The organism is Dawidia soli, from assembly GCF_018598185.1.
GTDB classification, from domain to species: domain Bacteria; phylum Bacteroidota; class Bacteroidia; order Cytophagales; family Cyclobacteriaceae; genus Ohtaekwangia; species Ohtaekwangia soli.
Genome location: NZ_JAHESC010000026.1, coordinates 1 through 13,488 on the forward strand (window position 1 = coordinate 1; position 13,488 = coordinate 13,488).

Genomic DNA, 13,488 nt, shown 5'->3' on the forward strand with positions numbered 1-13,488 from the left:
CTTAGACGCATGGTCGTGGGGTCGGTGATGTGTTTAAGAGACAGGTTCTATAGCCTCGCCCTGGTTTGTGTGGGGGCCTCTCCCACGGTGCTGGCGCTGGTCTGCTGCCTGTTTTGTTTTGGATTCTTTGCCAACCTGCTGAACATCTCGATCAATACCCAAGCCGTTGTGGTCGAGCGACGCTATCAGCAAAAGCTGATGGCAACGTTTCACGGACTGTGGAGCCTGGCGGGTTTTGCCGGCGCGGCGCTTGGCGCCTGGATGATGGCGCACGCCGTGCCGCCGGCCCATCATTACATCCTCATCTGCGTCGTCTTCCTGCTGGTGATCAGCACGTGTGCGTTTTACCTCGTATCGCAAGACGATGTGGCGGGCGAGAAGCTGCCGCTCTTTGCCTTGCCTGACCGGGCGCTGATCAGCCTGGGCCTCATTGCCTTTTGCTCGATGATCGCCGAAGGGGCGATGTTTGACTGGAGCGGCGTATACTTTAGTAACGTGGTGCGTGTCGATGCCGCGTATACGGGCCTGGGGTACACCACGTTCATGATCGCGATGGCGGGGATGCGGTTTGTCGCCGACAGGCTTTCCGGCCGGTTTGGGTTGAAGCGCATTTTACAAGCGAGTGGTCTGCTTACCACGGTGGGTTTATTGGTAGCGGTACTCTTTCCTTCCATCCTACCCTCGCTGGCCGGCTTCTTTTTGATCGGCATGGGCGTGTCTTCGGTCGTGCCCCTGGTCTTTAGTGCCGCGGGGAAGTCGAAGACGCTTTCGCCGGGGGTCGCGATCGCGGCGGTGTCTTCGCTGGGGTTTATGGGCATGCTGATCGGGCCGCCGATCATCGGCTTTATTGCCGAGGCTACCAGCTTGCGGATGTCTTTCCTAGCCTTGCTGGTGTTGTCGGTCTCTGTTGTGATCCTTTCTTCGATGATCAGGCGATCTGCGGCTGACACGGAATAATTGAACCGACCTGAACGAACAATTATATGAAAACTCTTTTTGAAGAAGCTACCCGGAACGAATTGATCCAACGGGTCCATTCGCTGCAAGAAGGCAACGAAGCCCTGTGGGGAAAGATGAATGCATACCAGATGGCTAAACACTGTACGCTGTGGGATGAATGGGTGCACGGGAGGAATAACCCGGTCTATACCCGCTCCTTTCTCGGGCAGATCTTTGGGAAGTGGGCGTTGAAAAACTCGGTAAAGGATGGGACGCCGATGCAGCGCAACATCCCGACGTCCCGGGACCTGGTTATACGGGAAACGAGCGGAGACCTGGGGCTTCAGAAAAAGAAGTGGATGGAGCTTATCGCGGCCTATGCGTTTTATTCAAACCCGGCCTTCGTACATGACTTCTTTGGGAAGATGACGAAGGAGGAGATTGGGATCTTTGCGTATAAGCATGCGGATCATCATTTGCGGCAGTTTAATTGCTGATTTCCTTACACCGTGCGATACATTTTTCAGGAATATTTATTTCTTGCCGGCTAAATACTCCTGTTATGAATCGCTATGCGTCTCTGCTTTTGGTTGTTTTGCTAATATTTGGTAGTTGCCTGGGGCGAAAAACACAGGATGAGTCACCTGCTATAGGCGACAGTTTGGCAGCACCTCGGGAGGTGACTTCGACTATGCCTGACGATACCGTCGTTTATTTATCGGAGGAAACGATGGAAAGCGGTGAAGACGGGTGTGTTTTCGATACCAGTACGTATACGTTCACCACGGATAAGCTCAAGGAGTATAAACCAAACATCTCCTACCACTGGGACCGGTGGCAGGCAAAAGCGCGTACAGTACTGGCTGACGGTGATACGCTATGGCTTCACATAGGCGGGTGCGATCATTTCAGTTACATGGCTACGTTGAGCACTGCCTTGTCGATCAACGACTCTGCGGCGCTGATGGACAAGACGCGTTGGTTGGCTCGCACGTTCCTGGACAATGGATTTGATACCGGGTATGATGAGATGATCACCAAGAGACAATTTGAACTTGGTAAGCGCTCAATTCCCGGGAAGGAATATCTTTACAGCGTTATTGAGTCAGACACAGCCGTGGCAAATCATTTCAATGATGGCTTTCGTTTCTATGATGGATTTTCGTTTACCCGTCATGGGGCGGGTACGCGGATTGAGATTGCGGGGTATATTAATTAGTTGGGAATAATTTTACTATACTATATAAATCCACCACGCCAGTCTGGAGACTGGCACAATGCCAGGCACGTCCCGATGGCTATCGGGACGCCCTCCCTTCGGTTGGAAGACGTCGCGCCAGATGTTGATGTTTGTAAGGGCTACGCCCGTACCCTTTGCTGACGCAAAAAAAGTTTCTCTCTATGTGAAACATTCTCCGGCACGTTATCAATCCTTGTTAAACGTTGGGCAGGGTATAAAGCGTTCTTTTTTACGGGTTTTGACGCGGGTGCCAAGGTCGACTTTGAATTTGAGGGCGATCTCGTGGGCGCCGCCGGAGATGGGGCCCAGGTCGGAGACGGTGACATCGTAGCTATAGGTGAGCTCCACTTTCTGGAGCTGAAAGCCGAGAATAACTACGACAGCATCCTGACTGATATTATCGCGGACGTTTTGCTTGATGGGGATGCCGCGGTACCAGAGGCCCAACACGAGGGGTTCGTAGAGGAAGTAGGTACCGATGTCGAGCTGGTCGAAGGTGCCTTGTGTTTTATATACAAACGACGGTGCCAGGGCGGCGACGCGGTCTTTCTTAAACAGACCGTGATACAACGGTATGCGCACACCGCCGTGTATCGTGGTCTTGATGGGGATCTGCGCTTCGCTGTTGAGCAGCGAGCGGTTGGGACGATTGATGTGCGCGGTGGCCATGCCGATCCAGAACTTGCGGCTATAGGCCAGGATGCCGCCGCCGAAGTCGAAGTACGAGGTGTTCTTGAGGCCCAGGTCCGTGGGGGGCGGCAGGTTGATGCCATCCTGGTCGAACTCGAGCTGTTCATAAAACACCAGGCGGTTATAGTCAACGGTACGGAAGCCCACGCCAAAGTTCAACCCCGCTGATAGCAGCCATTTGTCTGAGAGGTGGACCTTATAGGCATACTGGAGGTTGAACTGCGTGGACTTTAAATTCGCGGAGCCGGCTTTGTCGGCCAGCAGTAAAATGCCCAGCCCGCTGTTGAGGCTGGACAGGTTGTAGTCGTATGAAAAGGCATAGGTCTCGAAAGCGGTGCTAATGTTGGGCCACTGGTTGCGGTAGTTGGCCATGAAACGGTGGTCTTCGGACGTGCCCGCAAAGGCGGGGTTCAGGTATAGCGGCGCGGCGTAGTATTGCGAAAACTCGGGATCCTGCGCCTGGGCCGCGAGTGTATAGACTATAGCCAGTATTGTAAAAAATCTTTTCATGCGGTGCCTGTTATCATTCCTCTTCTACCCTATCCTACCGTAATAAATTGATATCGCCTGTGCGCGTAAACTGCTTACCATCGTCGTACTCGACGGTGATCTTATAGATGTACACATCCTGCTGGCAGAGCTGCCCCTTATAGTAGCCATCCCATCCCGACTCGGGGTTTGAGCTTTCAAACAGCAGCTGTCCCCACCGGTTGAAGACGAACATCTGGAACTTGGTGACGTTACGCATGAGCGGCAGGAACACCTCGTTGTTCGACACATTGGTGCTGCCGGGCCCGGTGCCATTGGGCCGGAAGGCGTTGGGCACAAGCAACTGTCCGCGTTTGATGGTTTGCACGGCGTTCGTGACGGAAACGGTGTCCGAGCATCCGCTGGGGTTGTAGGCGATGAGGGTGATGGTAAAGATGCCCTCTTCGGTATATTTATGCTGCGGTTCTATCTCGGTCGATGTCTGGCCGTCGCCAAAATCCCAGAGGAAGCTGGTCGCGCCGAAGCTGCGGTTGTTGGTATACAGCGGCTCGGTGGGGATGTTGAGCACCTTGGGATAGGTGGCAAACTGTGCCGTGGGGCCGTCGTATGCCTCTATGATCTCTGATTTGGTGATATGAACGGTCTGCCCCAGGGCGTTTGACGCCGAAAGCGTGACCGAGTAGATGCCGGGTTCGAAATAGGTATGGACCGGATTGACGGAAGTCGACGTGCCGCCGTCACCAAAGTCCCAGACGTAGCTGCCCGGGTCGGCGTATTGCGAGGTGTTGGTGAACTGTACCGTTAAGGGTGAACAGCCTGAGGCGGGGTCATAGGTGAAGTCCAGTACGGGCGGAACAGGATGAATGGTGACCGTCTCGATATGGTCATCGACGCAATCATTGTCGCGCACGGTCAGCGTAATGGTATAGGTACCAAAGGTCGCGTACGTGTGCGGCGGCACGTCACGGCCGGTGGCGGTGGTACCGTCGCCGAAGTCCCACCGGTAATCCCACGGGCCGGGAGTACTGGTGTTGGTGACGGTGACGGTGGCATCGGGCAGTGTTTGTTCGACAGGCAATGCGGTAAAGGAGGCGCTGATGCCGGGGTTTCGTGGGATCAGCACGTTGTGTGTCGTGGGTGGACTCGGGCAATTCGCGAAGTTGGTGGTGATAAGCCGGATGACGACGTTTTGGTCTACGGTGGTCGATCGCTGAATGGCATAATCGAGATTATCGCCTGTAGGGGTGGCCATCACCACGCCGTTGATGGTAATGCGCCAGTTGTAAGCCTGCAAGCCCTTTTGTGTGGCGTCGAGGTGCAGCACGACGGTATCGCATGTATACGACACGGTGTCGTAGGTGAAGGCGGACGACGGCACGGGGTTTATGCGGATCGATACGGTCGAGTCGCCATAGCACGTGCTGGGCAACACCGCGCGCAGAGTGACGGTAAAGTCACGAATGGCCTGGGTCGCGTTTTGAAACTCATAGGTGAATGCGGGCGCGGTGCCGGTACTGACCCAATCCAATTGGCCCGAATCGTCGGCGACAGTCCAGATATACTCGGACGGGTTCATCGACTGCGTTTCGGTATCGACGGCAAAGTCCACTTCTACCGGCGAGCAGTTGTCGTTGAAGGGCGAATAATTGAGGGACACAAAGCCTGCCGCGGGCCCGGGAAATACGGTGATCGTAACCGGTGCCGATACGGAGTCGCAGCCACGGTTTGTGACGGCCCGCAACCGCACCCGATACTCGATGTTGACGAGCGTGTTGTTGACAAACTCGCGTGTATACTGACCGTCGAAGCCGGGATCGGTGGGGCGTTGTACGGCGTCTACCAGGAAGGTGCCGCTGCCGTCGTCAATCTCCCACCGGTATTCCTGAATGGTGGCGGCCTGGCTGGTGGCCGTGTTGGTGAAATTCACCGTCAGGATGCTACAGCCTGAGAGGCGATCGGCCGTAAAGGTAGAGAGCGGCTTGGGGTCTACAATGATGTTGGGCTTTACCAGCATCACTTCGCAGCCGCTGCTGGTGACGACGCGCAGGGCGACACGACGTGTACCGGCGGTGGTGTAGGTGTAATCGAATTCTGTTTCATCGTCGAGGGTCGGGTCTTTATCAAAGGTGCCGTCGTACTCCATATCCCACTCACGCACGGTGATGCCTTCTGCCAGGATCGGATCGAGCGTGGTGGCATCTATAAAATGTGTAGCAATACCCAGGCAGACGCGGTTGAAGGTAAAGTCGGGTTTTGGTTTTTCGTATACGCGTATCGTGTCCGTGTCTTCGGTCGTACAAAGGGTTACGTTGTCACGCACGGTGAGTCGTACACGGTAAACGCCGGGGGTTGTAAAGGTGCGATCGAACGGGCCGAGCAGCGTTGTTGAAAAACCACCGCCGGTGGGCGATTCCAGGATCAGGGCTCCCGTGGCGTCAAAGAACTCCCAGCGTCGCCCTGTCGTGGCCGTGGCCGTGCCGGTGGAGATATCGGTGAAGCGTACGTCGAAGTTGGTGAACGGTGCTGCGGCTTCCTGGCAGAAGTCCGTCGTTGCCAGCGGCCCGTTGGTCGCCGGATCGATCAGGCCTATGGCCGCTACGAGCGACGGCGTGATGTTTACGGTGTGGGTAATTTCAGCTTCACACGTTCCCTGCGCCGAGTTATTGCGAACACGCAGGCGGACGAGCTTTGTCCCCCCGGTGGGATAAGAATAAACCGGATTCGCGTCGGTGCTGGTTTCCAGCAACGTGGTACCGGCTGCGTCGTCGTAAAACTCCCAGGTATACCCGAAGTTTCCGGAACCGGTGGTCTGGTTACGGAAAAAGATGTCTTCGTCGATGCAGAAGTTAGTCGTCGTGACGCCGGCGGCGTTGCGCGTAAAGAAGGCAGGCACGGGGGCGGCCACAATCTGCACATAGCCACGGGTAACGATAGCGTCTTCGTAGTTAGGATTGGCGTTGCTGCCATTCCAGGGATTGCATACGTTCCAATTAAACATCGTGACTTCAAAGCGATTACCTACTGCGTTGGCCGCGTCGGCGGGTGCGTTCATCGGTAATGATACGGAGATGGGCGCGTCGGCCGGTACAGGTACTATGTCTACGGGACCGAAGTACGCGGCTGTTACGGGGAGTACCGTGCCGCGGGTCTGTGGGCTTACCAGGTTGCCGGTGGCATTGGTGAGTGGCTGTGCACCGCCGTCGGTCAGTGTGAGATTGCGAATGGTAGCGGCAGGGTTGTGGTTGGTGCCATATACAAACTGCACGTGGCGTGCCGCACGGTTGGGCACGTCGGGCTCGACCTGGATGTTACAATTAAATTCGGAAGCGTCGCGGAAGACGGCATCGACGACGGGGTTGTTGTAACACACATTCCAGTTTTCCGGCGCCATCTCTACCTGACCATTCCCCTGATCGTCCGTGCTCCAAAAGAATGCACTCTGACGCTGGATCGATGTCGGGCAAACGGCACCATTGATAACAATGTAGGCTGTGGGGATAATGCTACAATCGTTGTTGGTGTTGTAGGTAAAGTTCGCGTCTGCGGTAAATTCCGTATTACCGGCACCGACACTTAATCCGTTGCCTACGTTAACAAGTGTCGTAGAGTTTGCCGGGTCATTCCATTCATAGAGGATGGCGATGGCGTTAGGATCTTGCGGCGTGGAGAAGGAATACGTTACGAGGAATTGTGTTACCGACACGGGCGCGCAGTCCTGATCCGTATCGAAATCTACGGAAATTGTCGGGCGTAGCTGATTACACTGCGCATGCGCATGGTACACTGCCCCACAAAACAAAAAAAGAGAGAGTAAAGCTTTTTTTAAATCCATCCCATTGACCCGGTTGCACACTTATCCTACCGATCAAAGGCCAGCTATAGAACTTGAAGACGGCCGTTAATAGCGAAGCGGGCACAAAAGAAACCTTCACAAACGGCCTGAAATATTACCTGATCGTCGAACCCGAATAATCCGGTGTTAAAGTGCGTGAATGTAAGTCGGATGGTTTAAAAAATCGGGCCGAAACCGATCCCAGGTATAACGATGATGTTGAAAGCCTGAACAAATCTTGTCTCGAAACGCGGGCCACTTGTCCGGATTTTATTGGGAAATGTCGCCATCCGGGCATAGAAAGTTGTGAGCACGACACTAATTCACTTGGTTTTGTGGCGTAAATGGCTAATTTTAGAAACCAGAGGATGGGCCTATGGGAAGATTTTTACAGTATCACGTACGACCTCTCGTTACTTTCTATAAAAACCGCGTTTCGGAGGTTTTACGGGTGGCTAAACCTCTGATGCCGGCCGGTAGCCGTGTGCTACGGCTGGATAAACACCCACGAGTCCCCGCCTTTTCTTACGGAAGATACTTCGTAATCAACACAGCGTTTTTTTACCAATTTACTCATTACCATACCTAACAGCATGAAGAAATCTCTACTCCTCGGGCCCCTCCTCCTATGGACGATGCTGCAGGCACATGCCCAGGAATTTAAAGTTTCAGGAAAGGTGACGGCGGCAAAAGATGGTTCTTCCCTACCCGGGGTAAACATCCGAATTAAAAATACCAACCGCGGTACGATCACCGACGGTGACGGTGTATATGAGCTGATGGTGCGTTCTTCGCGCGACACGCTTGTCTTTTCGTTTATCGGCTTTCAGCCGCGCGAGGTTGTCGTGGGCCAACGGACCTCACTGGATATACCACTCGATGCGGAGACGACCGAGCTGGATGAAGTCATCATCACGGGTTTCCAGGAAGTAGACCGGAAGTTGTTTACCGGTTCGACGGCCACGGTGAAGATGGCCAATATCAAGAGTACGGGGATGAACGATGCCAGCCGTATGCTGGAAGGCCAGGTAGCCGGTGTTACCGTTGACAATGTATCGGGTACGTTTGGTACGAGCCCCAAGATCCGCATTCGCGGCAACACCTCCATCAACGGCGATACACAACCGCTGTGGGTGGTGGATGGAGTAATCCTGGAAGACCTTAACAACGTGGCGGCCGACGATATCATTACCGGCAATGCGAATACCCTGACGGCATCGTCTATCGCGGGGATCAACCCGGACGACATCGAGTCGTTCCAGGTACTGAAAGATGCTTCGGCGACGGCACTGTATGGTACGCGTGCCAAGAACGGTGTTATCGTGATCACCACCAAGAAAGGCAAGAGCGGTCAGACACGGGTGAGCTATGCGGGAAACTTCTCGATGAACCTGCGGCCCACTTATAAGCAGTATGACATTCTGAACTCGGCCGACGAGATGTCGGTATACCGCGAGATGTATGAGAAAGGTTTGATCGATATCACCACGGCGGTGAAAGCGCAGACGTTTGGAGCGCTGGGGAAGATGTTCAATGAGAAGAATGCCGGTACGCTAAACTGGAGCAACGAGGGCAGTGGTGGTCTGAATGAAGATTTCCTGCATCAATACGAGACAGCCAACACCGACTGGTTCGATGTGTTGTTCCGCGATTTTTCCTTGCAACAGCAGCACTCGGTGAGCCTCACCACGGGTACCGAGAAGCACAACAGCTATTACTCGCTGAGCTATCTGAATGACAACGGTCAGACAATTGCGGACAACGTAAAGCGGTACTCGGGCACGGCGAAGAACAGCTTTATATTTTCGCCCAAGCTTATGGTCGATCTGAAGCTGACGGGCAACTATCGCGAGCAAAAGGTACCGGGCACACAGAACCGCGACTTCGATCCGATCTCCGGGCGTTTCCGGCGCGATTTCGATATCAATCCCCTGAGCTATGCGCTCAATACGAGCCGGTCGATCCGGCCTTACACCAGCGACGGTGTGCTGGAGTATTTCCGCCGGAACTATGCGCCGTTTAACATTCTGGAAGAGCTTCGCCTGAACTTCATCAATATATCCGTTGCCGACGTTTCTACGCAGGCGGACATTACGTACCACATCCTGGACAACCTCACCTTTCGCAGCACGCTGATGGGCCGCCATGCCACCACCAAACGCGAGCACGTTATACACGAGCGTTCAAACCAGGCAGAAGCATACCGTGCCGACGGCACACAATACATTGCCGATGCCAACCAGCTGTTGTACAAAGACCCGGATGATCCCAACGGCGAGCCCCTGGTCGTATTGCCGGAAGGCGGTTTTAACAACGTGACGGAAGACGAGCTTCGGAACTTCTATGTACGGAACAGCCTGGATTGGTCGCACACCATCAACGACGTGCACCTGGTCAACGTCCTGGCGGGACAGGAGATCAAGTATACCAACCGTACGAGCCTTCGCGCCGACGGTATCGGGGTGATGTATGACAACGGGGGCATTGTTAACCTGGACCCGAAGATGATCGAGTTCCTGAGCCGCCAGGGTATCCGCACGTACGCACTGGCCGTAGACCGTGAGCGGTTTGCCGGTCTGTTTATAAACGGCGCCTACTCCTACCGGGGCAAGTATATCTTTAACGGCACCGTGCGGTATGACGGTTCCAACCGGCTGGGTAAAGCGAAGAGCGCACGTTATCTGCCAACCTGGAACGTGAGCGGTGCCTGGAACGTGACCGAAGAAGACTTTGTCAATATCGACTGGCTGAACAGCCTGAAGCTGCGCGCCACGTACGGCCTGTCTGCCAACCTGGGGCCTAACACCAGCGCACTGCTGAACCTGCAGTCGGGCGTAACCCTTCGCCCGACCGATGTGGAGACCTACTTATACATCGATGCCCTGGAAAACCGCGACCTGACGTGGGAGAAGCTGAAAGAGTTTAACGTTGGGTTTGATTATGCGGTGCTGAACAACCGCGTGTCGGGCACGGTGGATTTCTTCAAGCGCAATTCGTACGATCTGATCGGGTTGATCCAGACGAGCGGTGTCGGGGGGAACCCGTACAAATATGGCAACTATGCGGACATGCAATCGCACGGCATTGAATTTACGATCAATTCGCAGAATGTGCGCGTGGGTAACTTTTCCTGGGCTACGAGCTTTAACGTGGGATATACCAAAGACAAGATCACGCGTCTGAACTTCAATCCACGTTTAGGCGACGCGATCGTACAGGGTGGCGCGGCAGTGCAGGGTGGTCCCCGCCGTGGTCTGTACTCCACACGTTTTGCGGGTCTCGATCACCGTGGCATTCCTACCTTCTATGATGGCAGCGGCGAGATCGTTTACAACTACGACTTACAAGATCGGGAGAACATCTGGGACATTCTGCGGTATGACGGCCCGGCGGAGCCGCGGGGTGCCGGTGGCCTGACGAACATTTTTAATTATAAAGGGTTTACGCTCAGCGCGCTGTTGTCGTTCAAGTTCGACTATAAGATCCGGTTGGACGATGCGTACAGCCCACGATATACTGATTTCAACTCGTTGTCGCGCAACTTTGTGAATCGCTGGGTGGTGCCGGGTGACGAGTTGATCACCGATGTGCCTGCTATTCTGGACAACAACACGATCGTCACGGGAAATCCGGATTACCAGAGCGCATATGATCTCTACAACAAGAGCACGGTACGGGTGGCCGATGGTGGCTACGTGCGGTTAAAGACGGTGCGGGTAAGCTACAACTTACCGGGGCCATGGGTGCGGCGGATCGGTGCCAACACAGCGTCGATCTCGGTGGAAGGTCAGAATCTGGCCCTGCTCTACTCGGACAAAAAGCTCAACGGTCAGGACCCTGAGTTCTTTTCTTCGGGAGGCGTGGCGTTGCCACAGCCGCGACTGTTTACGACGGCGATCAACATCGGTTTTTAATTTAACGAGGGCATTTATATGAAACGATATATCACTCACCATCGCTCTTCGCTGCTGCTGGGTCTCCTGCTGCTGACGGCATGTGACCAATACCTGGAAGAAAACCCGGACAACCGTGTTGACCTGAACACGACCGAGAAGGCGGCGCAGTTGCTGACCAATGCGTACAGCGCAGGGGGCTACCAGTTTACGGAGTGGATGACAGACAACGTGACCTATACCAGCGGCACGACCAAGCTGCCGGAACACGTGCAGGCGTATGAATGGGAAGACATCTTTCCGGTAAACCAGGATACTCCGACGAACTTCTGGGAAAACACCTACGATGCCATTGCGCATGCCAACGAGGTATTGGCGGTGATCGACAATCTCCCGGGCGAGGAAGCGCAGAGAGATGCTGTCAAGGGCGAGGCGCTGCTGGCGCGTGCGTATGGACACTTTATGCTGGTGAACCTGTTTGCCAAACATTACGATGCGAGCACGGCTACTAGCGACCCGGGCATCCCCTACCCGACCGAACCGGAGCGCGACTTTCTGGTACAATACGAGCGCCTGTCGGTACAAGAAGTGTACGACCAGATCGAGGACGATATGCTGGACGGCTTGAGGCTGGTCGACGCGACCTTTTATGCCAATTCGGGCAAGTACCATTTTACCCGTGAAGCTGCGCTCGCGCTGGCCTCGCGCTTCTATCTTTTTAAGGGTGAATGGGAAAAGTGTATCAGCTATAGCACACAAATGCTGGGGGACGATCCGTCGGTCTTTGTAAAGGACATTTATGGCATGCTGGCGCAAAGCAGCAACGACGACGATTTTATCCGCAAGTATACAGCGCCGACGGAGCGCAGCAACCTGCTGATGATCCGGCAGGTGACGAACTTTCCGGTAAACGTGGGCTTCTGGCCGGACTTCAACATTTTCTCTTACTTGTTCTACATCAATCCTTTTAACAGCGATGACGACGCCCGTATCAGCACGGAAGGTTACCCCGTGTACCAGCGCGGCGACAACGGCATCTGTGTGAACAAGTATGAGTTTTTGTTCGAGCGGAACAGCATCACGTCGAACGTGGGCCTGAACTATACGATCGCCACGGCATTTCATGGCGAAGAGGTGCTTCTGAACCGGGCCGAGGCATATGTACAGCTCAACCAGCTCAACCTGGCGCTGGCGGATCTGCAGATCCTTGCACGCAAGCGGTATACACCGACAGCCACGCTGACGACGAACCTGTTGCGCCAGTATTACAACAACTCCAACAACCAGCAGAACGCGCTGGTGTACGTTCTGGAGGAACGGCAAAAGGAGTTCATTCACGAGGGTTTGCGCTGGTTCGACATCAAGCGCTATGGCTACATGATACGGCACCTTTTACAAGATGGCAGCATCATTATCCTGGAGGCAGACGACAAGCGCAAGGTGCTGCAAATACCCCAGGCGGCCATCGACGTCGGTGGTCTTACCCCCAATGAACGTTAATCACCTCCTATCGACATTTCTTATATGAAACATATCATCACTAAAATCACCCCGTTGTTATTGACCGGCACGTTGCTGATGACGGTTGGATGCTACCAGCGCGACGAGATCGATATTGAACAACGCGATACCACGCCTTCGACGGACGAGCTGGACATTTACATTCAACAGAATTTTGTCAAGCCGTATGGCGTCGCCGTGCGGTATGCGTACGTGGACCGGTATGTAGACCCCAGCAAGCGTGTGACACCACCCGACCGCGACAATGTGATCCCGATGCTGAAGTTTTTACAGAGCTATTGGGTCGACCCGTTCACACAAGTGCCGAATGGCACAACATTCTTTAAGAAGTATGTTCCCTCGGAAGTGGTGTTTATCGGTTCGACAATCTACAATGCCGACGGCACGGAGATCCTCGGTACGGCCGATGCGGGAGCGCGCATTACATTGTCGCGCGTGAACTACATCGACACCCTAGACCAGCAATGGATGTTCCTGCAGTTGGGCACGATCTACCATGAATTTGCACACGTGATGCACCAGAACTTCAAGCTGCCGCCTAACTTCCAAAGTATCTCCCCGCAGGGCTATACATCTTCGGGATCGTGGTTTGTGCTGACGGATGAAGAGGCGCTGCAACGCGGTTTTGTTTCCCCCTATGCTACCAGCTCGTTCAACGAAGATTTTGCCGAGACCGTGGCGTTTATCCTGTACTATCCGAACTTCTACGAGCGTTATTATAACGACGAGGAGAATTGCGCTACGCTGGACTGTTTAGCCCGCAACGAGGGCCGTGAATTGATCCGCCAGAAGTACAATGCTATTCTGGCGCATTATAAGCAGTATACCGGTGTGGATCTGTTGGAGATCCGTGCCATTGTTCAAGAGAAACTGTCAGAGTAACC

8 protein-coding genes are annotated in these 13,488 nt (G+C 54.3%); 6 read left to right on the forward strand and 2 right to left on the reverse strand.

The window, feature by feature from the left end:
- The 3 genes from KK078_RS17675 to KK078_RS17685 form a co-directional block, all read left to right on the forward strand.
- On the forward strand, positions 1–957 hold a 957-nt coding region (locus tag KK078_RS17675; protein ID WP_254091632.1), incomplete at its 5' end, for an MFS transporter.
- 26 nt (positions 958–983) lie between these two features.
- A complete protein-coding gene (locus KK078_RS17680) occupies positions 984–1,436 on the forward strand; it encodes a DUF1569 domain-containing protein (protein WP_254091633.1) in 453 nt (150 codons plus the stop codon).
- A gap of 65 nt (positions 1,437–1,501) precedes the next feature.
- Positions 1,502–2,158 carry a hypothetical protein gene (locus tag KK078_RS17685; RefSeq protein ID WP_254091634.1) on the forward strand — a complete coding sequence of 219 codons (657 nt, stop codon included), beginning with the start codon at positions 1,502–1,504 and terminating at the stop codon, positions 2,156–2,158.
- A gap of 207 nt (positions 2,159–2,365) precedes the next feature.
- Here KK078_RS17685 and KK078_RS17690 read toward each other — a convergent pair whose 3' ends face one another.
- Positions 2,366–3,379: a PorP/SprF family type IX secretion system membrane protein gene (locus KK078_RS17690; protein WP_254091635.1), complete on the reverse strand. Its 1,014-nt coding sequence runs from the start codon at positions 3,377–3,379 to the stop codon at positions 2,366–2,368.
- Between the two features lie 34 nt (positions 3,380–3,413).
- Positions 3,414–7,061 (reverse strand): PKD domain-containing protein, encoded by a 3,648-nt coding sequence (locus tag KK078_RS30680; RefSeq protein ID WP_254091636.1) that lies wholly within the window; start codon positions 7,059–7,061, stop codon positions 3,414–3,416.
- Positions 7,062–7,783: 722 nt separating this feature from the next.
- Here KK078_RS30680 and KK078_RS17700 point away from each other — a divergent pair.
- Genes KK078_RS17700 through KK078_RS17710 form a run of 3 tightly spaced genes read left to right on the forward strand, consistent with a single transcriptional unit; the run spans position 7,784 to position 13,486 of the window.
- Positions 7,784–11,104: a SusC/RagA family TonB-linked outer membrane protein gene (locus tag KK078_RS17700; protein WP_254091637.1), complete on the forward strand. Its 3,321-nt coding sequence runs from the start codon at positions 7,784–7,786 to the stop codon at positions 11,102–11,104.
- An 18-nt stretch (positions 11,105–11,122) separates the two neighbouring features.
- Entirely contained in the window at positions 11,123–12,583 is a 1,461-nt protein-coding gene (locus KK078_RS17705; protein ID WP_254091638.1) for a RagB/SusD family nutrient uptake outer membrane protein, read from the forward strand.
- 24 nt (positions 12,584–12,607) lie between these two features.
- The gene (locus KK078_RS17710) at positions 12,608–13,486 is read left to right on the forward strand and encodes a substrate import-associated zinc metallohydrolase lipoprotein (protein ID WP_254091639.1); all 879 of its coding nucleotides are present in this window, start codon (positions 12,608–12,610) and stop codon (positions 13,484–13,486) included.
- Positions 13,487–13,488: the final 2 nt, after the last annotated feature.

What these genes read in the sequence shown, in the direction of transcription:
- KK078_RS17680 (WP_254091633.1), top strand. Translation starts at nt 984, where the DNA reads ATGAAAACTCTTTTTGAAGAAGCTACCCGGAACGAATTGATCCAACGG.
- KK078_RS17685 (WP_254091634.1), top strand. Translation starts at nt 1,502, where the DNA reads ATGAATCGCTATGCGTCTCTGCTTTTGGTTGTTTTGCTAATATTTGGT.
- KK078_RS17690 (WP_254091635.1), bottom strand. Translation starts at nt 3,379, where the DNA reads ATGAAAAGATTTTTTACAATACTGGCTATAGTCTATACACTCGCGGCC.
- KK078_RS17700 (WP_254091637.1), top strand. Translation starts at nt 7,784, where the DNA reads ATGAAGAAATCTCTACTCCTCGGGCCCCTCCTCCTATGGACGATGCTG.
- KK078_RS17705 (WP_254091638.1), top strand. Translation starts at nt 11,123, where the DNA reads ATGAAACGATATATCACTCACCATCGCTCTTCGCTGCTGCTGGGTCTC.
- KK078_RS17710 (WP_254091639.1), top strand. Translation starts at nt 12,608, where the DNA reads ATGAAACATATCATCACTAAAATCACCCCGTTGTTATTGACCGGCACG.